23 protein-coding genes are annotated in these 21,953 nt (G+C 60.2%); 13 read left to right on the top strand and 10 right to left on the bottom strand.

What is annotated here, in order from left to right; genetic code table 11:
* The first annotated feature begins 284 nt into the window (after positions 1-284).
* From purM to FHL07_RS05350, 4 genes are all read left to right on the top strand, one after another.
* A complete protein-coding gene (purM, locus tag FHL07_RS05365) occupies positions 285-1,343 on the top strand; it encodes a phosphoribosylformylglycinamidine cyclo-ligase (RefSeq protein WP_016779859.1) in 1,059 nt (352 codons plus the stop codon).
* Complete coding sequence (gene purN / locus FHL07_RS05360) at positions 1,343-1,993, top strand: phosphoribosylglycinamide formyltransferase (protein ID WP_095019424.1); 651 nt, start codon at positions 1,343-1,345, stop codon at positions 1,991-1,993. Before purM ends, purN begins: the two co-directional genes overlap by 1 nt.
* Before the next feature lie 8 nt (positions 1,994-2,001).
* Positions 2,002-2,715 (top strand): DUF3108 domain-containing protein, encoded by a 714-nt coding sequence (locus FHL07_RS05355; protein ID WP_095019423.1) that lies wholly within the window; start codon positions 2,002-2,004, stop codon positions 2,713-2,715.
* Positions 2,716-2,981: 266 nt separating this feature from the next.
* Positions 2,982-3,164 carry a hypothetical protein gene (locus FHL07_RS05350; RefSeq protein WP_016779856.1) on the top strand — a complete coding sequence of 61 codons (183 nt, stop codon included), beginning with the start codon at positions 2,982-2,984 and terminating at the stop codon, positions 3,162-3,164.
* A gap of 153 nt (positions 3,165-3,317) precedes the next feature.
* Here the strand turns inward: FHL07_RS05350 and FHL07_RS05345 are convergent, their stop codons facing one another.
* The 7 genes from FHL07_RS05345 to FHL07_RS05315 form a co-directional block, all read right to left on the bottom strand.
* On the bottom strand, positions 3,318-3,863 hold the full coding sequence (locus FHL07_RS05345; RefSeq protein ID WP_019827734.1) for a DUF2058 domain-containing protein: 546 nt from the start codon (positions 3,861-3,863) through the stop codon (positions 3,318-3,320).
* A gap of 22 nt (positions 3,864-3,885) precedes the next feature.
* Positions 3,886-4,719, bottom strand: coding sequence for a nucleoside triphosphate pyrophosphohydrolase (gene mazG, locus FHL07_RS05340; RefSeq protein ID WP_138738177.1), 834 nt, complete (start codon positions 4,717-4,719; stop codon positions 3,886-3,888).
* A 124-nt stretch (positions 4,720-4,843) separates the two neighbouring features.
* Positions 4,844-7,099, bottom strand: a complete 2,256-nt coding sequence (relA, locus tag FHL07_RS05335; protein ID WP_095003074.1) for a GTP diphosphokinase — start codon at positions 7,097-7,099, stop codon at positions 4,844-4,846.
* A gap of 118 nt (positions 7,100-7,217) precedes the next feature.
* On the bottom strand, positions 7,218-8,570 hold the full coding sequence (gene rlmD / locus FHL07_RS05330) for a 23S rRNA (uracil(1939)-C(5))-methyltransferase RlmD (protein ID WP_138738176.1): 1,353 nt from the start codon (positions 8,568-8,570) through the stop codon (positions 7,218-7,220).
* Positions 8,570-9,472, bottom strand: a complete 903-nt coding sequence (gene cysM, locus FHL07_RS05325; protein ID WP_095003072.1) for a cysteine synthase CysM — start codon at positions 9,470-9,472, stop codon at positions 8,570-8,572. The genes rlmD and cysM overlap by 1 nt, the downstream gene beginning before the upstream one ends.
* 244 nt (positions 9,473-9,716) lie before the next feature.
* Complete coding sequence (locus FHL07_RS05320; protein ID WP_095003071.1) at positions 9,717-11,078, bottom strand: sensor histidine kinase; 1,362 nt, start codon at positions 11,076-11,078, stop codon at positions 9,717-9,719.
* Positions 11,068-11,796 carry a response regulator transcription factor gene (locus tag FHL07_RS05315; RefSeq protein WP_095003070.1) on the bottom strand — a complete coding sequence of 243 codons (729 nt, stop codon included), beginning with the start codon at positions 11,794-11,796 and terminating at the stop codon, positions 11,068-11,070. The genes FHL07_RS05320 and FHL07_RS05315 overlap by 11 nt, the downstream gene beginning before the upstream one ends.
* 202 nt (positions 11,797-11,998) lie before the next feature.
* Between FHL07_RS05315 and FHL07_RS05310 the strand changes: the two genes are divergently transcribed.
* The 4 genes from FHL07_RS05310 (at position 11,999) to FHL07_RS05295 (ending at position 16,778) form a co-directional block, all read left to right on the top strand.
* The gene (locus tag FHL07_RS05310) at positions 11,999-14,764 is read left to right on the top strand and encodes a response regulator (RefSeq protein WP_138738175.1); all 2,766 of its coding nucleotides are present in this window, start codon (positions 11,999-12,001) and stop codon (positions 14,762-14,764) included.
* A gap of 134 nt (positions 14,765-14,898) precedes the next feature.
* Positions 14,899-15,888, top strand: coding sequence for a 2-hydroxyacid dehydrogenase (locus FHL07_RS05305; RefSeq protein ID WP_095003068.1), 990 nt, complete (start codon positions 14,899-14,901; stop codon positions 15,886-15,888).
* A gap of 51 nt (positions 15,889-15,939) precedes the next feature.
* Complete coding sequence (locus FHL07_RS05300) at positions 15,940-16,377, top strand: hypothetical protein (protein WP_095003067.1); 438 nt, start codon at positions 15,940-15,942, stop codon at positions 16,375-16,377.
* Positions 16,374-16,778 (top strand): META domain-containing protein, encoded by a 405-nt coding sequence (locus FHL07_RS05295; protein WP_095003066.1) that lies wholly within the window; start codon positions 16,374-16,376, stop codon positions 16,776-16,778. Before FHL07_RS05300 ends, FHL07_RS05295 begins: the two co-directional genes overlap by 4 nt.
* An 86-nt stretch (positions 16,779-16,864) precedes the next feature.
* On the opposite strand, the gene FHL07_RS05290 is transcribed toward FHL07_RS05295, so the two are convergent.
* On the bottom strand, positions 16,865-17,329 hold the full coding sequence (locus tag FHL07_RS05290; RefSeq protein ID WP_095003065.1) for a TlpA family protein disulfide reductase: 465 nt from the start codon (positions 17,327-17,329) through the stop codon (positions 16,865-16,867).
* Positions 17,330-17,455: 126 nt separating this feature from the next.
* Here FHL07_RS05290 and arsC point away from each other — a divergent pair, with 126 nt between their 5' ends.
* The 3 genes from arsC to FHL07_RS05275 are packed head-to-tail and all read left to right on the top strand — an operon-like array spanning position 17,456 to position 18,811.
* Complete coding sequence (gene arsC / locus FHL07_RS05285) at positions 17,456-17,809, top strand: arsenate reductase (glutaredoxin) (RefSeq protein WP_095019417.1); 354 nt, start codon at positions 17,456-17,458, stop codon at positions 17,807-17,809.
* Positions 17,806-18,411: an NAD(P)H:quinone oxidoreductase gene (gene wrbA / locus FHL07_RS05280; protein WP_095003063.1), complete on the top strand. Its 606-nt coding sequence runs from the start codon at positions 17,806-17,808 to the stop codon at positions 18,409-18,411. The genes arsC and wrbA overlap by 4 nt, the downstream gene beginning before the upstream one ends.
* Entirely contained in the window at positions 18,404-18,811 is a 408-nt protein-coding gene (locus FHL07_RS05275) for a DUF2069 domain-containing protein (RefSeq protein WP_095003062.1), read from the top strand. The genes wrbA and FHL07_RS05275 overlap by 8 nt, the downstream gene beginning before the upstream one ends.
* 81 nt (positions 18,812-18,892) lie before the next feature.
* Here the strand turns inward: FHL07_RS05275 and FHL07_RS05270 are convergent, their stop codons facing one another.
* Entirely contained in the window at positions 18,893-19,564 is a 672-nt protein-coding gene (locus FHL07_RS05270) for a DNA-3-methyladenine glycosylase I (protein WP_095020929.1), read from the bottom strand.
* Between the two features lie 19 nt (positions 19,565-19,583).
* A complete protein-coding gene (ttcA, locus tag FHL07_RS05265; protein ID WP_095003060.1) occupies positions 19,584-20,408 on the bottom strand; it encodes a tRNA 2-thiocytidine(32) synthetase TtcA in 825 nt (274 codons plus the stop codon).
* A 268-nt stretch (positions 20,409-20,676) separates the two neighbouring features.
* Here ttcA and FHL07_RS05260 point away from each other — a divergent pair, with 268 nt between their 5' ends.
* Together FHL07_RS05260 and FHL07_RS05255 are read left to right on the top strand one after the other, a co-directional pair.
* Positions 20,677-21,279, top strand: a complete 603-nt coding sequence (locus FHL07_RS05260) for a Yip1 family protein (RefSeq protein ID WP_095003059.1) — start codon at positions 20,677-20,679, stop codon at positions 21,277-21,279.
* Positions 21,280-21,424: 145 nt separating this feature from the next.
* Entirely contained in the window at positions 21,425-21,919 is a 495-nt protein-coding gene (locus tag FHL07_RS05255; RefSeq protein WP_095019416.1) for a SprT family zinc-dependent metalloprotease, read from the top strand.
* Positions 21,920-21,953 lie beyond the last annotated feature (34 nt).

The raw sequence follows: 21,953 nt of genomic DNA, 5'->3' as shown, positions 1-21,953 counted from the left end.
TCACGCCCGTTTCGCGTTTTCACGCGGTCACACAACCTCTCTATACCTTATACAGGCCTGTGCGCAGACCCAAGTACGACTAAAAAAGGTTTTTTTCGCCAGATATAACCCTGCCTGTCGGCCCGAGGATGGCCGCTGCCCTTCAAGCCTGATAAAATCGCGCGCCTTCGCAGACCGCCAACAGCCGGGCACCCTGCAAATGCTCTGGTGCAATCCTTGAGCACTTGCAAGCCTGCCCCCTGAACTCGGTCGATACCCCCGAATCCCCCCTAAAGGCCTGGATTATGAGCAAGCAACCATCCCTGAGCTACAAAGACGCCGGTGTAGACATCGACGCCGGTGAAGCATTGGTCGAACGCATCAAGAGCGTGGCCAAGCGCACTGCACGCCCGGAAGTGATGGGCGGCCTCGGCGGTTTTGGCGCCCTCTGCGAAATTCCGGCTGGCTACAAGCAGCCTGTTCTGGTTTCCGGCACTGACGGCGTCGGCACCAAGCTGCGCCTGGCCCTGAACCTGAACAAGCACGACAGCATCGGTATCGACCTGGTTGCCATGTGCGTCAACGACCTGATCGTATGCGGCGCCGAGCCTCTGTTCTTCCTTGACTACTACGCCACCGGCAAGCTCAACGTTGAAACCGCGACCCAGGTGGTGACCGGTATCGGTGCTGGCTGCGAACTGTCCGGTTGCTCGCTGGTTGGCGGCGAAACCGCTGAAATGCCAGGCATGTACGAAGGCGAAGACTACGACCTGGCCGGCTTCTGCGTTGGCGTTGTAGAAAAATCCGAGATCATCGACGGTTCCAAGGTCGCTGCCGGCGACGCCCTGCTCGCCTTGCCGTCCTCGGGCCCGCACTCCAACGGCTACTCGCTGATCCGCAAGATCATCGAAGTGTCGGGTGCCGACATCGAAAACATCCAGCTCGACGGCAAGCCACTGACCGACCTGCTGATGGCGCCGACCCGCATCTACGTCAAGCCGCTGCTCAAGCTGATCAAGGAAACCGGCGTAGTCAAGGCCATGGCCCACATCACCGGTGGCGGCCTGCTCGACAACATCCCGCGCGTACTGCCAAAAGGTGCACAAGCGGTGGTTGACGTTGCCAGCTGGCAGCGCCCTGCCGTCTTCGACTGGCTGCAGGAAAAAGGCAACGTGGACGAGCACGAAATGCACCGCGTGCTGAACTGCGGCGTTGGCATGGTCATCTGCGTAGCTCAGGCTGACGTTGAAACTGCGCTGAACGTACTGCGTGAAGCGGGCGAGCAGCCTTGGGTCATCGGTCAGATCGCAACCGCCGCTGAAGGCGCTGCGCAAGTTGAGCTGCAAAACATCAAGGCGCACTAATGCCTGATACCTGTGATGTAGTGGTGCTGCTTTCCGGCACCGGCAGCAACTTGCAGGCCTTGATCGACAGCGATGACGTCAAGGCCAGCCCGGCATCAATCCGCGCGGTGATCTCCAACCGCGCAGATGCCTACGGCCTGCAACGCGCCAAAGACGCGGGTATCGATACCCGCGTACTGGATCACAAGGCATTCGAGGGCCGCGAGGCCTTCGATGCTGCATTGATCAAAGTCATCGACGAATTCAAACCGAAACTGGTGGTTCTGGCCGGGTTCATGCGCATTCTCAGCGCAGAATTCGTGCGTCACTATCAGGGTCGCCTGCTGAATATCCACCCTTCCCTGCTCCCCAAATACAAGGGTTTGCACACGCACCAGCGGGCGCTGGAAGCAGGAGACGGTGAGCACGGCTGCAGCGTGCACTTTGTGACCGAGGAACTCGACGGCGGACCTCTGGTCGTACAGGCAGTGATACCGGTAGAGTCCGATGACTCGCCACATAGCCTGGCGCAACGGGTTCACGCCCAGGAACACCGGATTTATCCGCTTGCAGTGCGCTGGTTTGCCGAAGGTCGCTTGTCACTTGACGAGCGAGGCGCATTATTGGACGGTCAATTACTTGCGGCCAGCGGCCACTTGATACGAACCTAGGAGAACTTATGCGTCGTGCCCTGCTTCTCGCCCTTAGCCTGCTGGCTATTCCAGCAGTCCAAGCGGCCGATCTTCAGCCTTTCAAGGCCAGCTACACCGCAGACTGGAAACAGCTGCCCATGAGCGGTTCTGCCGAGCGCAGCCTGACCAAGGGTGACAATGGTATCTGGACCTTGAATTTCAAGGCTTCAATGCTGGTAGCCAGCCTGAACGAAGAAAGCACCCTCAAAATCGAGAAAAACACGCTGATCCCGCTGACCTACCACTTTGAACGTGGCGGCCTGGGAAAAGCCAAGAAGATCGATCTGGATTTCGACTGGGCGGCCAAGATGGTCACCGGCACCGATCAGGGCGACGCTGTCAAAGTACCCTTGCTCAGCGGCATGCTCGACAAGTCCACCTACCAGCTGGCACTGCAGCGTGACGTAGAAGCCGGCAAAAAGTCCATGAGCTACCAGGTGGTTGATGGCAATGACGTCGACACCTATGACTTTCGCGTGATCGGCCCTGAAGTGGTTGAAACCAAGGCTGGCAAGGTCGACGCAATCAAGGTTGAGCGCGTACGCGACCCGACACAGAACAAGCGCATCACTGAAATGTGGTTCGCCAAGAACTGGGGTTCGCTGCTGGTCAAACTGCGCCAGGTCGAAAAAGACGGCAAGGAATACAACATCATGCTGCTGGACGGCACGGTGGATGGCAAAACGGTCAAGGGCAACTAAGCGACAAGCCTTTAGCTGCAAGCCTCAAAAAAACCTCGCTTCGGCGAGGTTTTTTTGGTCTGTAACACACCAAAAACATGAAACATTTTTCATAAAACTATTAAACAAATCCGTAAACACCCCGTGCTTAAAGGGCTGCAGGGTTTAAGGATTTTCTGCAAGATGACAGCGCGACAATCAGCTATTTACTTAGGAAGCTAACAGATTCTATAAAGAAGTCCTGCGACGCCTTGCCGCAGGCCCTCATCAGAATTTGGAGCAAGCAGATGACTATCAAAGTAACTGAGCGCGACGATTCACGTATGTTCCACCAACTGGTAGCCCACGGTGTACACCTATGGGATGTGCATCAAGAAGACATACTGGTAGGCATGTTCCACCGCGAAAGCGACGCTCACAGCTACAAGGCTGAGCTGGAAAAGCTGGAAGCGCAGAAACGCCAGGCCTGAGCAGAAGAAACTACTGTCTTGAAAAACACAAACCCCGCAGAAGCGGGGTTTGTTTTGTTATGCGCCAACGCAACACTCTGTGGGAGCGAGCCTGCTCGCGAAGAGCAGCGAACGCTTTCGCGAGCAGGCTCGCTCCCACAGGTTATGCCAGCACTACCACATCAGGTCATCAGGGATCTGATAGGCCGCGTACGGATCGTCTTCTTCCGGGGTTTTCGGCTCAACCAGGATATTCAGCTGCACTATCCGGCGCGGATCGCGCTCCTGGATCTTCAGTGCAGCTTCACGGGGGATGACTTCGTAGCCGCCCTGGTGCTGCACGATCGCCAGCGAGCCATTGGCCAGCTTGTTGCGCATCAGGGTGTTGACCGACAGGCGCTTGACCTTTTTGTCATCAACGAAGTTGTAGTAGTCCTCAGTGGTCAGCTTGGGCAGACGTGATACTTCGATCAATTGCTTGATCTGCGCAGCACGGGCTTTTTGCTCGACCTTCTCCTGCTGCTGGCGGTTCAGTTCCTGGTCGCGCTTGACCTTCTCGGCCTTGGCTTCGGCAGCCAGACGCTGCTGGGTGTCGTCCAGTTCGATCTGGCCTTTGTGGGCCAGACGCTGTTGTTTCTGTTTTTCTTTGCCGGCCTGCTTGGCCTGCTTCTCGTTGACCAGTCCGGCTTTGAGCAACTGGTCGCGTAGGGAAATGCTCATCTACTTACTCACTTAGGCAAACTCAGCCGCAGCTGGGCAAATTCTTTTCCTGGCGCTTGGCTTCACCCCACAGGGCGTCCAGGTCTTCAAGGGTGCAACTTTCAATGGGACGCAGGGTATCGCGCAATGCCTGCTCGATAAACCGGAAACGTCGATCAAATTTTGCATTGGCACCACGCAAGGCGGTTTCCGGGTCCACTTTAAGATGACGGGCCAGGTTGACCACGGAAAACAGCAGGTCGCCGATTTCGTCATGAATGGCCGCCGAATCGTTGTCGGCCATGGCCTCCAGCACTTCATCCAGCTCTTCACGCACCTTGTCCAGCACCGGCAATGCCGCTGGCCAGTCAAAACCGACCTGGGCGGCGCGCTTTTGCAGCTTGGCGGCGCGGGACAGGGCAGGCAAGGCGACGGGCACATCGTCAAGCAAGGACAACTGCTCGGGGGCGGTAGACTTTTCTGCGCGCTCCTCGGCCTTGATCTCATCCCAGCGTACCTTGACCTGTTCTTCGCTCAAGCGCGGCACATCCAGCGGCGCATACAGGTCACCGGTGGGAAAGACATGGGGGTGACGGCGGATCAGCTTGCGGGTAACGCTGTCGATCACCCCGGCAAACTCGAAACGGCCTTCTTCCCGAGCCAGCTGGCTGTAATACACCACTTGAAACAGCAAATCGCCGAGTTCGCCCTGCAGGTGCTCGAAGTCACCCTGCTCAATGGCGTCAGCGACCTCGTAGGCCTCTTCGAGGGTATAAGGCACGATAGTGGCGTACGTTTGCTTGATATCCCACGGGCAGCCGTACTGCGGGTCACGCAGGCGGGCCATGAGGTGCAGCAGGTCGTCGAGGTTGTACATCTGTAATCCTTTGGCACACGCTAACCACACCCTGTGGGAGCGGGTTTGCTCGCGATATGAACACCCCGGTACAGCTGACTCACCGAGGAGATGCAATCGCGAGCAAGCCCGCTACCACAAAGGATCAGCGCGGCTCACTACGCCCGATCCGGCGGGTTTCGATGATGTTCGGCAGTTGCGAGATCCGCCCCAGTAAACGCCCCAGCGCATCCAGCCCCGGGATCTCGATGGTCAAGGTCATCAACGCGGTGTTGTTTTCCTTGTTCGAGCGGGTGTTGACCGCCAGCACGTTGATCCGTTCGTTGAGCAACACCTGCGACACATCACGCAACAAGCCCGAACGATCGTAGGCGCGGATTTCGATATCCACCGGATAGGTCGAGACCGGGATCGGCCCCCAGTTGACCTGAATCATCCGCTCCGGCTCACGACTGCCCAGTTGCAGCACCGAGGCGCAGTCCTGGCGGTGAATGCTGACGCCACGGCCCTGGGTGATGTAACCGACAATCGCATCCCCCGGCAGCGGCTGACAGCACCCGGCCATCTGGGTCAGCAGGTTGCCGACGCCTTCGATCTGGATGTCTCCACGCTTGCCCGGCTTGTAGCCCGTGGCCTTACGCGGAATCAGCTCCATCTGCTCGCTGCCGCGCTCAGGCTCGACCTGTTGCTGGGCCAGGTTGATCAACTGCGCCAGGCGCAAGTCGCCAGCCCCGAGCGCCGCGTACATGTCCTCGGCGGTTCGCATGTTGGCCTTGTCGGCGAGCTTCTCGTAATCCACCGCCGGCAGGCCCAAACGGCCGAGTTCGCGCTCGAGCATGGTTTTGCCGGCTGCGACGTTCTGATCGCGCGCCTGCAACTTGAACCAGTGGACGATTTTCGCCCGCGCCCGCGAGGTGGTGACATAGCCCAGGTTCGGGTTCAGCCAGTCGCGGCTCGGCGTACCGTGCTTGCTGGTGATGATCTCGACCTGCTCACCGGTCTGCAGACTGTAGTTGAGCGGCACGATGCGCCCGTTGATCTTGGCACCACGGCAGTTGTGGCCGATCTCGGTGTGAACCCGGTAGGCAAAGTCCAGCGGCGTCGCCCCCTTGGGCAGGTCGATGGCATGCCCGTCAGGGGTGAAGATATACACCCGGTCCGGCTCGATATCGACGCGCAGCTGATCGGCCAGGCCACCGATATCGCCCAGTTCTTCGTGCCACTCCAGCACCTGGCGCAGCCACGAGATTTTCTCTTCGTACTGGTTGGACCCGGCCTTGACGTCAGTGCCCTTGTAGCGCCAGTGCGCGCAAACCCCCAGCTCGGCCTCTTCGTGCATGGCATGGGTGCGAATCTGCACTTCCAGGACCTTGCCTTCAGGCCCGATCACGGCAGTATGCAGCGAGCGGTAGCCGTTCTCCTTGGGATTGGCGATATAGTCGTCAAACTCCTTGGGAATATGTCGCCACAGGGTATGGACGATGCCCAGCGCGGTGTAGCAGTCGCGCATTTCCGGCACCAGTACCCGTACGGCACGCACGTCATAGATCTGGCTGAAGGCCAGGCCCTTGCGCTGCATTTTGCGCCAGATCGAGTAGATGTGCTTGGCCCGGCCGCTGATGTCGGCGTCGGTCACGCCGGTGGCTTCCAGCTCGGTACGCAACTGGTTCATCACATCGCTGATAAAGCGCTCTCGGTCGAGGCGGCGCTCATGCAGCAAGGTGGCGATTTGCTTGTACTGCTCGGGCTCCAGATAGCGGAAGGACAGGTCCTCCAGCTCCCACTTGATGTGGCCGATGCCCAGGCGGTGCGCCAATGGCGCATAAATATCGAACACCTCGCGGGCGACGCGGTTGCGCTTCTCGTCCGGGGCATTTTTGACTGCGCGAATCGCGCAGGTACGTTCAGCCAGCTTGATCAGTGCCACGCGCACGTCATCAACCATGGCAACCAGCATCTTGCGCAGGTTTTCGACCTGGCCCTGAGTGCCCAGCACCATCGATTGACGGGGGCTGAGGCTGGCACTGATGGCCGCCATGCGCAGTACACCATCAATCAGTTTGGCCACCACCGGACCGAAGCGCTGGCTGACGGCAGGCAACAGCACCTGCCCTTCGCGCACGCAACGATAGAGAATCGCGGCAACCAGGGAATCCTGATCCAGTTTCAGATCGGCCAATATCTCGGCGATTTCCAACCCGGTACGAAAGCTTGAGGTGCCCTCGGCCCACAGGTTTTTCGCCGCATTGGCTTGCTGCTCGGCCTCGCGTGCAAACTCACACGCTTCTTTCAAGGCTTCACGGTCCAGCGCCACATCGACACTCACCGCATGATCCAGCCATGCCTCGAGGTTGAGACTGCCGTCGGTGTTGATCGGCTGGTGTGCTCTGACCTGTACCATCTTGCTTACCTTCCCTACAGCGCAGGTTCAATGCGCCGAAATCACAGGCCCTGATCCCAACCGCGCGCTACAGGGCATAGCGTCGCGGGTTGCGGGCCCGTTGAAATAGACAGACATCCTAGTCTGCTTCAAATAACGCCATCGCCTCGACATGCGCTGTTTGCGGGAACATGTCGAGGATTGCGGCACGTTTTAACCGGTAACCCTGTTTAATCAGTTCAACCGTGTCGCGCGCCAGGGTGGCCGGGTTGCACGACACATACACCAAACGTTTGGCACCCAGGCCAGACAACTTTCGTACCACTTCATAAGCGCCGTCGCGAGGCGGATCAAGCAGTACGGCACTGAAGCCGGCTTTGGCCCAGGCTGCATCCACCAGCGGCTGTGACAGGTCGGCCTGAAAAAACACTGCATTATGCAGGCTGTTACTGACCGCGTTTTGCGCGGCGCGTTCGACCATGGTCGCAACACCTTCAACAGCCACGACTTCACGCGCTTTTTGTGCCAGTGGTAATGCGAAGTTACCCAGCCCACAGAACAAGTCAAGAATCCGTTCGTCAGCTTGTGGCGCAAGCCACTTTATGGCTTGAGCCACCATGGCTTCGTTGACGCCGGCATTGACCTGGACAAAATCCCCGGGGCGATACGCCAGCTGCAAATCCCATGTTTCCAGACGATAGCCCAAGGCCCGGGTCAAATCGACCGGCTGTGGCTCGCCTTCGCCATGCAGCCACAATTGGGCGTTATGGGTAATGCAAAATGCCTCAAGAACCTGCATGTCGGCAGCGCTCAGCGGCGCCATATGGCGCAGCAAAACCGCAATCGCCGAACCACTGAACAACTCCACGTGGCCCAGTGCCTTGGGGTTGCCCAGTTGACGCAACATGGCGGGCAGCCCGGTCATGATAGGTTGCAAAGCCTGTACCAGAACCAAACAGTGATCGATGGCGACGATGTCCTGGCTGCCAGCAGCACGGAAACCCACGTCCAGGTGCTTGGCCCGCGCATCCCAGCGCACGGCGATACGTGCCCGGCGGCGGTAGCCAAACTCGGGACCGGTCAGCGGCGCTGCCCACTCTTGAGGTTCGACACCGGCCACGCGGGACAGTTGCTCGGAGAGCATGCGCTGTTTCAGTGCAAGCTGCTCTTCATGGGGCAAATGCTGCACGCTGCAGCCGCCGCACTTGCCCGCATGGGCACAGGGTGCCTGGCGACGGATCTCGCTGGCCTTGAAAACACGCTCGGTACGGGCTTCAACGACCTTGCCATGGGCACCCAGCACCCGGGCTTCGACTTCTTCACCGGCCAGAGCCCCCGAAACAAACCAGGTACGCCCTTCAATAAAGGCAATACCGCGGCCGTCGTTGGCCAGGCGCTCGATATTCAAACGCTGTTTCTTGCCCGCAGGCACTTGCGCAGCCTTGGTGCCGCCAGCAGGCTGGAAGCGCAGGCCTCTCTCTTGCTTGGCCATCAGTTGGGCGCATCGTAAATGCCGGTCGACAGATAACGGTCGCCTCGGTCACAAATGATCGCGACCATCACCGCGTTTTCGACTTCCTGGTTCAGGCGCAGCATCGCTGCCACCGCCCCGCCCGAGGACACACCACAGAAAATGCCTTCTTCACGGGCCAGTCGGCGGGTGACGTCTTCGGCTTCGCGCTGGGCCATGTCGACGATGCGGTCTACGCGGTCGGCCTGGTAGATCTTGGGCAAGTACTCGGTTGGCCAGCGGCGGATGCCCGGAATGGCAGCGCCTTCCATCGGCTGCAAACCGACGATCTGCACGCCCGGGTTTTGCTCCTTGAGGTAGCGCGACACGCCCATGATGGTACCGGTAGTACCCATCGAACTGATGAAGTGGGTGATGGTACCGTTGGTCTGACGCCAGATTTCCGGGCCCGTACCGGTGTAGTGAGCCTCGGGGTTGTCACCGTTGGCAAACTGGTCGAGCACCTTGCCCAGGCCCTGGGCCTGCATCTTGTCGGCCAGGTCGCGGGCGCCTTCCATGCCCTCTTCCTGACTGACCAGGATCAGCTCGGCACCGTAGGCGGTCATGGCAGCCTTGCGCTCGGCGCTGGAATTGTCGGGCATGATCAGGATCATCTTGTAGCCCTTGATCGCCGCGGCCATGGCCAGGGCAATCCCGGTATTGCCCGAGGTGGCTTCAATCAGGGTATCGCCAGCCTGGATCTGGCCGCGCGCTTCGGCGCGGGCAATCATCGACAGAGCCGGACGGTCCTTGACCGAGCCTGCAGGGTTGTTCCCTTCGAGCTTGAGCAACAAGGTGTTGGTGGTGTTTCCAGCCAGGCGCTGCAAGCGCACCAGAGGAGTGTTGCCGACGCAATCGGCGATAGTTGGGTACTGCAATGTCATGGCGTATTCGCAATCCAGACCGCGGGGCCGCACATCATACCGACAAACGCCGACAGCCCATATCACGCAAAGTACGGTGCTTATGGTTAAAGGCTATAAGCGCCGCAAACCCATCACAATAATTCCTGTGGGAGCCGGGCTTGCCCGCGATTCTGACGCCGCGGTCTGTCAGGTAAAACGGACTGATACCATCGCGGGCAAGCCCGCTCCCACAGGGATGTATGTACAGCCGCGGCCTGAGCGTTTACGCGGCATGTCCGGCAAGCAAACGAACATGCACCCGCAACCCGCCGCCGTGGTTCTCTGCCCACAAACTGCCACCCTGCAGCCGCAGGGCATTGCGCGCAATACTCAGGCCCAGACCAAAGCCGCCATCGCCGGGACGCGAGCCATCAAGGCGGGTAAAAGGCGCAAAGATCCGCTCCAGTTCTTCAGGTGCCACACCTGCGCCCTGGTCATCGAGCCACAGGTGCCACATATTGCCTTCGCGCCGGCCATCAAGGCTGACGATACCCTCGGGTGGTGAATGGCGAATGGCATTGCGCAGGATATTTTCCATGGCTTGAGCCAGGCTGTTGAGATGCCCGCGCACCCAGCAATGCTCATCCACCAGACAAGGCAGTCGCGATTGCGGCCAGCCACTTTCAAAGCGGGCGTTTTCGGTGAGCATCTCCCACAGCGCCTGCACCTGAATGTCTTCCACCGGCAGCGGCCCGCGCTCGGCATCCAGCCAGGCCAGTTGCAAGGTGTCTTCGACCAGCCGTTGCATGCCGTCGACTTCACGGCCCAGGCGCTCACGCAAGGCCTCGCCCCCCTGCTCGCTGTCACAGGCTACCCGCAAACGGCTCAAGGGCGTGCGCAGCTCATGGGACAAGTCGCGGAGCAATTGCTGCTGTTGCGAGACCGTACTCTGCAAGCGCTCGGACATCTGATCGAACGCCCGCGCCAGCTCACCCAGTTCGTCCTGGCGGCTGGTGATCTGGCTCGATAGCCGCGCCCCCAGTTGATCAGCCCGCCAGGCATTGGCCTGTTCGCGAAGATGGTTAAGCGGCACGATCAGCACGCGGTACAGGCCCACGCACAGCAACAGGGTCAGCAAGCCAGGAATTACGCCGTTGGTGACAATCCGCCAGATCACCTGGGAGCGCCCGGGCATAAAGCGTTGCGGCAACTCGATCACCAGGCTGCCCGCCGACGGGTCGCGGGGAAAGGGCACCTTTATCCATGGCCGCGCCGTCTTGATATGGCTGATGGGCCAGTCCAGGCCGCGCAAAAAGGTCAGCCGCTCACTTTCTCGATCACTCAGCGGGTAGCTGCTCAGCGACTGCAGGTCCTGACCAATCACCCCGACCCAGCCCGGTTCCCTGTGCCCCATGCCCTGCAACCACTGGTCGACGCCGGCTTGCTGAGCGCTCTCCCAGGCGCGCTCGGCCTCACCGGCATAGCGCACCAGGGTGCCGTGGGCCTGCTCGGACAAAAAGCCGGTGCGCTTGTCCATATAGCGACCCCAGGACCAACTGAGCCAGATCATCAGCAAGCAGAAAACCACCAGCAAACACGCCAGCTTCCAGAACACCGAATTCTTGCCGGGCACCTTACGGGGCATCGCTGGCACTAAGGACATAGCCCTTGCCCCACACCGTGCGTACTTCATGCTGGTAATAGCCGATAGTTTTGAGCTTTCGCCGGATCTGGCTGATATGCATGTCCAGGCTGCGGTCATGGGCTGCATAGCCGCGCTGCAAGACCTGCTGATAGAGAAAGGCCTTGCTCAACACTTCGTCGGCATTGCGCTGCAGGGTATCGAGCAGACGGAACTCGCTGCGGGTCAACCCGGCCCATTGCTCGCCCCGGCGCACATCGCACGCCTCGTCGTCGAACAGCAAACCGCTCTCGGCCGGTGGCAGTTCCAGCACCGTTGGGGCGCCAGGCATGCGATCCAGGGCCACTCGACGCAAGATGGCCTGGATGCGCACCCGCAGTTCGGCCATGCTGAACGGCTTGGGCAAATAATCATCGGCGCCCAGCTGGAAACCGCTGATACGGTCGGCCTCGGCACCCAGCGCCGACATCAGGATCACCGGCAAGGCGTGGGTCTGGCGCAGTTGCGTCAGCACCTGCAAGCCATTCATGCCGGGCAGCAGGATATCCATCAGCACCACGTCAAAGTGCTCCTGGCGGGCACGGGCCAGACCTTCCAGGCCATTCTGGCACCAGATAACGTCAAACCCGCAACGCCCCAGCTGCTCGTGCAGATAGGCGCCCAGTACGGGGTCGTCTTCAATGGTCAGTAGGCGCGAGGGGCTAACAGCTACGGGATTCATTAGCGTCTGCAAGTAATTCTCAATCGGCGATTATTCAAGATTGAGCCCCTGCGGGCAACCGGCACGGGCTTTACCCCGTCTGATAAACCGAAATTGATGGCAAATTTTCAAAGATTTGCCGGGCACCATATGGCTACACTGCCACCTGATCCGGGCGGGAAGCCCGGATCACTCTTAAAAGAATGCAGGGCTGGAGAGTTGTGTGCTTAAAAACCTCGGTATCAAAGGCCGCGTATTGCTGTTAACGCTATTGCCCGTCAGTTTGATGGCAAGCGTGCTCGGCGGCTATTTCACCTGGCTGCAACAGTCCGAACTGCAATCGCAACTGTTGCAGCGCGGGGAAATGATCGCCGAACAACTCGCCCCCCTGGTCGCCCCAGCCATGGGGCGCCACGACACCGCATTGCTGGCCCGTATCGCCACCGAATCTCTGGAACAACAGGATGTGCGCGCCGTGGCGTTCCTCAACGCCAACCACGAACCGCTGGCCCATGCCGGGCCGATCATGCTCAATCAGGCTCCACTGGGCAGCAGTACCCATCTGCAACAGCGCACCGACAACGATGCCACGCGCTATTTATTGCCCGTATTTGGCCGCCATCGCAACCTGGCCGGGGATGTGATCCCTAACGAAGCCCATCGCCTGCTGGGCTGGGTCGAACTGGAGCTGTCCCATAACGGCATGCTGCTGCGCAGCTATCGCAACCTGTTTGCCAGCCTGCTGCTGATCGTCACCGGGCTGGTGCTGACCACCCTGCTGGCCTTGCGCATGAGCCGCACCATCAACGCACCGCTGGGGCAAATCAAACAAGCCGTGGCCCAGCTCAAGGACGGGCATCTGGAAACCCGCCTGCCGCCACTGGGCAGCCACGAACTTGACGAACTGGCCTCGGGCATCAACCGCATGGCCGAAACCCTGCACAATGCCCAGGAAGAACTGCAGCACAGCGTCGACCAGGCCACCGAAGACGTGCGCCAGAATCTCGAAACCATCGAAATCCAGAACCTTGAACTCGATCTGGCCCGCAAGGAAGCCCTGGGGGCCAGCCGTATAAAGTCCGAGTTTCTGGCCAACATGAGCCACGAAATCCGCACCCCGCTCAACGGTATCCTCGGTTTTACCCACCTGCTGCAAAAAAGCGAGTTGACCCCGCGCCAGTTCGACTACCTGAACACCATCGAAAAATCGGCCGACAACCTGCTGGGCATCATCAACGAGATTCTCGATTTTTCGAAAATCGAAGCCGGCAAGCTGGTGCTCGACAGCATTCCGTTCAATTTGCGCGACCTGCTGCAGGACACCCTGACCATCCTCGCCCCTTCGGCCCACGACAAGGGCCTGGAACTGGTCAGCCTGGTGTATCGCGACACCCCGCTGTCGCTGATCGGCGACCCGCTGCGGCTCAAGCAAATCCTCACCAACCTGATCAACAACGCCATCAAGTTCACCCGCGAGGGCACCATCGCGGTGCGGGCCATGCTTGAAGACCAGGACGAAAATGAAACCGACGGCAGTGTGCAACTGCGCATCAGCGTGCAGGACACCGGCATCGGCCTGACCGCCCAGGATATCCGCGCCCTGTTCCAGGCTTTCAGCCAGGCTGACAACTCACTGTCTCGCCAGCCCGGCGGCACCGGGTTGGGGCTGGTGATTTCCAAGCGACTGGTCGAACAGATGGGCGGCGAAATCGGCGTTGAAAGCACCCCTGGCGAAGGCTCGGTGTTCTGGATCAGCGTCAGGCTGCCCAAGGCTCGCGATGATGTCGAAGACTTGCCCGGCGCGCCGCTGCTGGGCCGGCGCGTAGCCATCCTGGAAAAACACGACCTGGCCCGCCAGGCCCTGCACCATCAACTGGAAGACTGCGGCCTGGAAGTCACGCCCTGCACTACCCTGGAAAACCTCACCAATTGTGTGACCGGCGCTCACCAGACCGCCCAAGCTATTGATCTGGCAGTTCTGGGCGTAACGGCCAATGACACCCCGCCAGAGCGTCTCAACCAGCACATCTGGGATCTCGAGCACCTGGGTTGCAAGGTACTGGTTCTGTGCCCGACCACCGAGCAGGGCCTGTTCAACGCGGTGGTGGACAACCCCCACAGCCAGCTCCAGGCCAAACCCGCCTGCACCCGCAAACTGCGTCGGGCCCTGGCCGACCTGGTCAGCCCGCGACAAACCCGCAGCGAACCCGGCGAACCGCTGGCCAGCCGCGCGCCGCGCATTCTGTGTGTGGATGACAACCCGGCCAATCTGCTGCTGGTGCAAACCCTGCTTGAAGGCATGGGCGCCAAGGTGACTGCAGCGGACAGCGGTTATGCCGCCATTGATGCGGTCAAGGCACACGATTTCGATCTGGTGCTGATGGATGTGCAAATGCCCGGCATGGACGGGCGCGAGACCACCGAAGTCCTGCGCCAGTGGGAAAGCGAGCGCCACTGTACGCCGCTGCCGATCGTTGCGCTCACAGCCCACGCCATGGCCAACGAAAAACGCGCCTTGCTGCAAAGCGGCATGGACGACTACCTGACCAAACCGATCAGCGAACGGCAGTTGGCCCAAGTGGTGTTGAAGTGGACGGGCTTGGCCTTGCGCAATCAGGCCAGCGACAATTCGCACGAACCGGCCCGTCACACCACGCAACTGCTCGTCCTCGACCACGATGAGGGGCTGCGACTGGCGGCAGGCAAGGCGGACCTGGCCATCGACATGCTGGCCATGCTGCTGGCTTCGCTGGAAGCCGACCGCGACGCTATCCGCCAGGCCCGTGAGGCCAGAGACAACAACGCGTTGATCGAGCGCGTCCACCGCTTGCACGGCGCAACCCGCTACTGCGGCGTCCCGCAATTGCGTGCGGCCTGCCAGCGCAGCGAGACCCTGCTCAAGCAAACCAGCCCCAACGCCGATGCCGCCCTCGACGAACTGGACCTGGCCATCACCCGTTTGGCCAAAGAGGCACGGAGTACGGCATAGCAAAATCATGGTGTGGGAGCGGGCTTGCTCGCGATTCGGGCGGCGCGGTATGTCAGGTAAACCGCCGTGATGCCATCGCGAGCAAGCCCGCTCCCACAAAAGCCGATTTGTAGTTACAGACCAAGGAAGACCCCATGCGCACGATTCTTTTCAGCAGCCAGACCTACGACCGCGACAGTTTCATCGCGGCCGCACAAGACGACGGTAACGAGCTGCATTTCCAGCCCGCGCGCCTGACCCTGGACACCGTAGCACTGGCCCATGACTACGAAGTGATCTGTCCGTTTATCAACGACGACCTCAGCGCTCCGGTACTGGAGCAACTGGCTGCTGGCCGCACCCGCCTGATCGCCCTGCGCTCGGCCGGCTACAACCATGTGGATCTGCCCGCCGCCAAACGCCTGGGCCTGAGTGTGGTGCGCGTCCCCGCGTACTCCCCCCACGCCGTCGCCGAACATGCCGTGGCCCTTATCCTGGCGCTCAACCGCCGCTTGCACCGCGCCTACAACCGCACCCGCGAAGGCGACTTCACTCTGCACGGGCTGACCGGTTTCGATCTGGTGGGCAAGACCGTGGGCGTGGTGGGCACCGGCCAGATCGGCGCCACATTCGGCAAGATCATGGCCGGTTTCGGCTGCAAGCTGCTGTGCTTCGACCCTTATCCAAACGCCGAACTGCTGGCGCTGGGCGCTCGCTACGTCAGCCTGCCCGAACTGCTGGCCGGTTCGCATATCATTTCCCTGCACTGCCCGTTGACCGCAGACAACAAGCACCTGATCAACGCCACCAGCCTGGCCACCCTCATGCACGGCGCCATGCTGATCAACACCGGACGGGGGGCGCTGGTCGACACGCCGGCGCTGATTGAGGCGCTGAAAAGTGGCCAATTGGGCTATCTTGGGCTGGATGTGTACGAAGAAGAGGCCCAACTGTTCTTCGAGGACCGCTCCGACCTGCCCTTGCAGGATGACGTGCTGGCCCGGCTGCTGACCTTCCCCAATGTGATCATCACGGCCCATCAGGCGTTTCTGACCCGCGAGGCGTTGAATGCAATTGCCAGCACGACCTTGAGCAATATCGCAGCCTGGAGAAACGGTACGGCGCAAAACCTGATCGAAGGTTGAGTCTGGACTTTGATGCCTGCGTGCTAGCATAGCGACTTACTTGGAGGACCCATGGTCGAACACGATTTCCGCTACAGCCTGCTTAACCCGCAGCACACCCTGATTGAATGCCGCGCTCTGGCGCCGGGCCTGTATCAAGTCACCGGCAACGGCGGCTCGATTCAAGCCGGTGACGTGCTGATTGTGTCCCTCAAGGGCAGCAAGACCTTGTCCATGCGTTTGAGCGTCGACAAGGTGCGCCACCTGATCAACCCGCGTGGCCAGTGGGTTGCAGTCACCAAAGGGCCGGTGTTCGGCGAATTGGCGATTCATGAATGGCAGGTCAACTGCGATGCTTGCGCCAAAGAGCTGAAGTTCGAGTTCGCAGTCGACGCCAAACTCGGCACCAAGGCGCAAAAGCCCGCAGCCACGGCGCGGATTGCCGAGCTGGGCTGGAGCACTGAAGGCAGCAAGCACCTGTGCCCGCAATGCCAAAAGGCCGCGCAATGAAACGCTTGATCCTGCTGGCCGTGCTGGGCGCAAGCCTGACGGGGTGTGCGGGTGATCCGGTGAAGTTGCAGCAAAACCACACCTACGTGCTGGAGTGGATCGGCGAACGACCGCTGATCGACAACAGCCACCTGACCGTCACCCTGGACGATGCTGGCCGGGCCTATGGCAGTGGCGGTTGCAACCATTGGTTCGCACCTTACACCCTCGACGGCGACAAGCTGACCTTTGGTGGCGTAGGCAGTACCCGCAAGGCCTGTGCGCCGGCGTTGATGGAGCAGGAGCAGCGATTCTTCGAGGCCTTGCAGACCGTACAGCGCTGGGACATATCGCCGATCGAGCAGGTGCGATTCTGGCCTGAACAGGGCAAGCCGCTGCGGCTTTGGCCTGAAGAAGGCTGATACCGCGGCGCTTGAATCACGAGCAAGCCCGCTCCCACAGACTGGTGCCAGCCTGTGGGAGCGGGTTTGTTCGCGATGGCTTCGACTCAGGCCCCTCTCAATTCCTTGATCTTCGCCAACACACCGGCCGCGGTCTGCTCGCCCATCAACGTTGCCCGCACCTTGCCTTTCTCATCCAGGATATAAGTCACCGGCAAGGCTTCGCTGCGTGGCAAATCGAACACCTCCGCCGGATCCTGCGCCAGCACGGTAAAGGTGATGCCCAGCGCGGTACTCGCGTCGCTCAGCTCCTTGCCCTGCAAACCATCGTAGTTGACCCCGAACACTCCCACCGACTGCCCCTGCAGCTGTTTTTCCAGCGAGTTGAGTTCAGGAATCTCGATACGACACGGGCCACACCACTCGGCCCAGTAGTTGATGACCTTCCATTGCTTGTCCAGACGCTCCGAGGCGATCTTCTGTCCGTGCTGATCGACCCCATAATCATTTCCGCAGCCGGCCAGCAATAATGTGGCGCAGACGGTAACTGCTGCCATGAGTCGCTTAAACATGCGTTGATCCTTCCCGGTAAATACATACAAAAATACATCAGCGAGCGGCCATTTACCGCATACGGTTCAGGCGCGCCCGTCAGGCAGGTAGAATAGCCGCCACCTTACGCAAGATGCGACCCGCACATGACCGATCTGACGCTTTATCACAACCCGCGCTGCTCGAAATCCCGCGGTGCGCTCGAACTCCTCGAAGCCCGCGGCCTGACCCCTACCGTGGTGCGCTACCTCGAAACGCCGCTGAGCGCCGCCCAACTGCGCGACCTGCTGGCCAAGCTGAACATCAGCGCACGGCAATTGCTGCGCAGCGGCGAAGACGAGTACAAGGCCCTCAACCTGGCAGACAGCGGTCTCACTGACGCGCAGCTGATCGACGCCATGGCTGCACATCCCAAGTTGATCGAGCGGCCGATCCTGGTCGCAGGCGACAAAGCCGTGATTGGTCGCCCACCGGAAAAAGTCCTGGAGATCCTGTCGTGAGTGCGCCTTATATTCTGGTTCTGTTCTACAGCCGCAACGGTTCGACCAGCGAAATGGCCCGGCAAATTGCCCGAGGCATCGAACAGGGCGGCCTCGAGGCGCGCCTGCGCACAGTGCCGGCCATTTCTGCCGAATGTGAAGCCGTGGCCCCTGCCATTCCGGACGAAGGCGCGATGTACGCCAGCCTCGACGACCTGAAAAACTGCTCGGGGCTGGCCCTGGGCAGCCCGACGCGTTTCGGCAACATGGCCGCACCGCTCAAGTACTTCCTGGATGGCACCAGCAACCTGTGGCTGACCGGCGCGCTGGTGGGCAAGCCGGCCGGTGTGTTCACCTCCACTGCCAGCCTGCACGGCGGCCAGGAAAGTACCTTGCTGTCGATGCTGCTGCCACTGATGCACCACGGCATGCTGGTCACCGGCCTGCCCTACAGCGAATCGGCCTTGCTGCACACCACGGCAGGCGGAACGCCCTATGGCCCGAGCCATCACGCAGGTGCCGACGGCAAACGCGGGCTGGACGAGCACGAAATCGCCCTGTGCCGGGCCTTGGGTCAGCGTTTGGCCACCATTGCCCGCAAACTGGAGAGCAACCGTGGCTAAAAAGCCAAAAGTGCTGCCGCCCATCGAGTGGCTGCAGCCGCGGGTAAGGCTGATGCGGGTAGTGAGCCTGGCGTGCTTCTTTGGCCTGATCGCCCTGCTGTGTGTTTATTACCTGATGTTTGCCAACCTGCACGGCGCGCGCCCGTGGGTGATCCTGCTGATCGAACTGGTGCCCTTGATGTTTGTGGTACCCGGCATGCTGATGGGCAGCCCCCGTGGGCACTCGTTCACCTGCTATGTGGTCAACCTGTACCTGATCAAGGGCGCGCTGGCGGCATTCGACCCGAACCGCCAGGTGTTCGGCCTGCTGGAGATCGCCGCCAGCGTGGCGGTATTTGTCAGTGCATTGCTGTTTGTGCGCTGGCGCTACCAGCTGGATCGACGCCTGAGCGGCGAGTGATGCAGCTGTTGTGGGAGCGGGCTTGCTCGCGAACGGCCTTCGCGAGCAGGCTCGCTCCCACAATTGAAGTTGCTCGGCGGCTTAGTGATTCACCGTAAACGCCAGCATCTGTGACAGCTGGCACATCGGCCGGCCACTTTCGGCGTGCCACTGGTTGAAGGCGTTCTGCACAATCGCCAGGTCACGCAGGCTGGTGGGTGCCTTGTCCACCAGCTTCTGCGCGTTCAGCGCGGCCACCACGTCATAACTTGGCACAAAGGTGTCCTTGCCAACCATGCGTAAAAAGCGTGGAGCCGACAAACCACCCAACTGATGCCCATGCTTGGCCAGGTACTTCCACAAACCGACGATATCAGTCACTGGCCACTGGGCGATAAACGCGCCAAAACTGCCGTACTCGTGGGCAATGTCGAGCACCATCTGGGCATTGCGTGGCACGCTTTTAAGCTTGCCCAGATGGCGAATGATCCGCGCATCCTGCATCAACCGCTCCAGATGCTCGGCGCCCATCAGCACGACTTTCTCCGGGTCGAAACCGAAAAAAACCTCTTCAAATACCGGCCACTTGGCATCAACCACACTGTGTTTGAGCCCGGCACGGAACACCCGCAGGGCCAGGGTCGACAGGTAGCGATCATCGCTGATATGGCGCAACTGTTCCGCAGTTCTCGGGACAGGCAATTGGGCTTCAAGTGCGGCTGACGAACCAAAGCGGTTCAGACAGTATTCGTGCAGCCATTTGTAGTCGCGCATGCCCTCTCCTCTCGGCAATTTACAGATTGAGCAGGTTGACGAAACGCGGCGTTGCGCTTTCGTCGATCTTCAGGCTCGCGAAATCAAACAGGTTACGGTCCGCCAACTGAGACGGGATCACGTTCTGCAGGCTGCGAAAGATACTCTCGGTGCGGCCCGGCGTCTTGCGGTCCCACTCCTGGAGCATGTCCTTGACCACCTGGCGCTGCAGGTTCTCCTGGGAGCCACAGAGGTTGCACGGGATGATCGGGAACTGCTGCCAGTCGGAATAGGCCTGAATATCCTTCTCGTTGCAGTACGCCAGCGGACGAATCACCACATTGCGCCCGTCATCGGAGCGCAGCTTGGGCGGCATCGCCTTGAGGCTGCCATTGAAGAACATGTTGAGGAAGAAGGTTTCGACGATATCATCGCGATGATGCCCAAGTGCCATCTTGGTCGCACCGATTTCATCGGCAAAGGTGTACAGGGTGCCGCGACGCAGGCGCGAACACAGCGAGCAGGTGGTCTTGCCTTCGGGGATCAGCTCCTTGACCACCGAGTAAGTGTCTTTTTCAACGATGTGGTATTCCACACCCAGCGACTTTAGATAAGCCGGCAGCACGTCCTCGGGGAAACCCGGCTGCTTCTGGTCCATGTTCACGGCCACGATCTCGAACTGGATCGGCGCGACTTTCTGCAGGTGCAGCAACACATCAAGCAGGGTGTAGCTGTCCTTGCCGCCCGACAGGCAGACCATCACCTTGTCGCCATGCTCGATCATGTTGAAATCGGCAATTGCCTCACCGGTCAATCGACGCAGGCGTTTCTGGAGTTTGATTTGAGAGACCGAGTGAGTGCCCATAGCGCTTCAATTCCGCGAGTTAAGACCAAAAGCCGGGGATTTTACCGAAAAATACCCGGTCAACGAACCCCTTGCCTGCCTAAAGACGCCAATGCGATAAGACCGCCTCTGACAGCACAATAAGCTCTAAGGAGCCGAGGTTATGGGGCGGCAGGTTTCCTATACTTGTCATCAAGGCCGCACGCCTGTCTGCTTCTCAATACGTTCTGGCTGCGCGACCGGCACGCGTCCCACTGGGGGCGATGCGTCTTATACAGGAGCGACAGCCATGATCCATCACGTTGTGGGCCTTTTCACCCACCCCGATAAAGAGTGGCGCGAAATCCGTGGTGATGCCGAAGAAAGCATCGGCCATATGTATTTCACGCACACGTTAATTCTGGCAGCGATTCCAGCCATTTCTGCATTTATTGGCACTACCCAGGTGGGCTGGGTAATCGGTAACCGCGCGCCGGTGATGCTGACTCTGGACAGCGCCCTGTGGATGACCCTGCTGTCCTACGCCGCCATGCTGGTGGGCGTGGCCGTGATGGGCGCATTCATTCACTGGATGGCCCGTACCTACGATGCACAACCCAGCCTGCCGCGATGCGTGGCCTTTGCCACCTACACGGCCACCCCGCTGTTTATCGGCGGGCTGGCGGCGCTGTATCCGCATATGTGGCTGGGCATGATGGTGGGCACCGCTGCCATTTGCTACACGGTGTACCTGCTGTACGTGGGCCTGCCTACCTTTATGAGCATCGACCCGGACGAAGGCTTCCTGTTTTCCAGCTCGGTGCTGGCGGTGGGCCTGGTGGTGCTGGTGGCGATCATGGCCTTCACCGTGATCGTCTGGGGCCTGGGCGTCGGGCCGATCTACACCAACTAGGCCACAACCCGTGGAAGCGAACCTGCTCGTGATTGCTGTTCGCGATCAGGCTCGCTTCCACGGGCTCATGAAGACCATTGGGCGCCAACAGGTTCGCAACCCCAGCGCTTGCGGCATAATCGCCGGCTCTGGAGAACCGAACCGCATGCCCGAGCTGCTCAATACCCGCGTCGAAGACTGTTTCCAACAGGCCGAAGTGTTTTTCAAACGCCCCTTCAAACGCCCCGTCGTCAGTTTCAAACTGCGCGGGCAAAAAGCCGGGGTCGCCCATTTGCATGAAAACCTGCTGCGCTTCAACCCGCAGCTGTACCGTGAAAACAGCGAAGACTTCCTCAAGCAGACCGTCCCCCATGAAGTGGCGCACCTGGTTGCCCATCAACTGTTTGGCGAGCGCATCTCGCCCCACGGCGAAGAATGGCAATTAATCATGCGCGGGGTGTACGAACTGCCGCCCAATCGCTGTCATACCTACGCCATCAAGCGTCGCAGCGCCACCCGCTATATCTACCGTTGCCCCTGCCCTGACAGCGACTTCCCGTTTTCGGCCCAGCGTCACGCTTTGGTCAAACAAGGCCGCGGCTACCTGTGTCGACGCTGCCGTAACCCCCTGGTGTTCAGCGGCCTGACCCGGGTCGAATAAGCAGGCATAAAAAAACCCGTCCGAAGACGGGTTT

Source organism: Pseudomonas sp. FSL W7-0098 (assembly GCF_005930585.1).
Taxonomy (GTDB): Bacteria; Pseudomonadota; Gammaproteobacteria; order Pseudomonadales; family Pseudomonadaceae; genus Aquipseudomonas; species Aquipseudomonas bubulae.
Note: the sequence above shows the minus strand (reverse complement) of the source record. Positions and strands in the feature narration are given on the sequence as shown.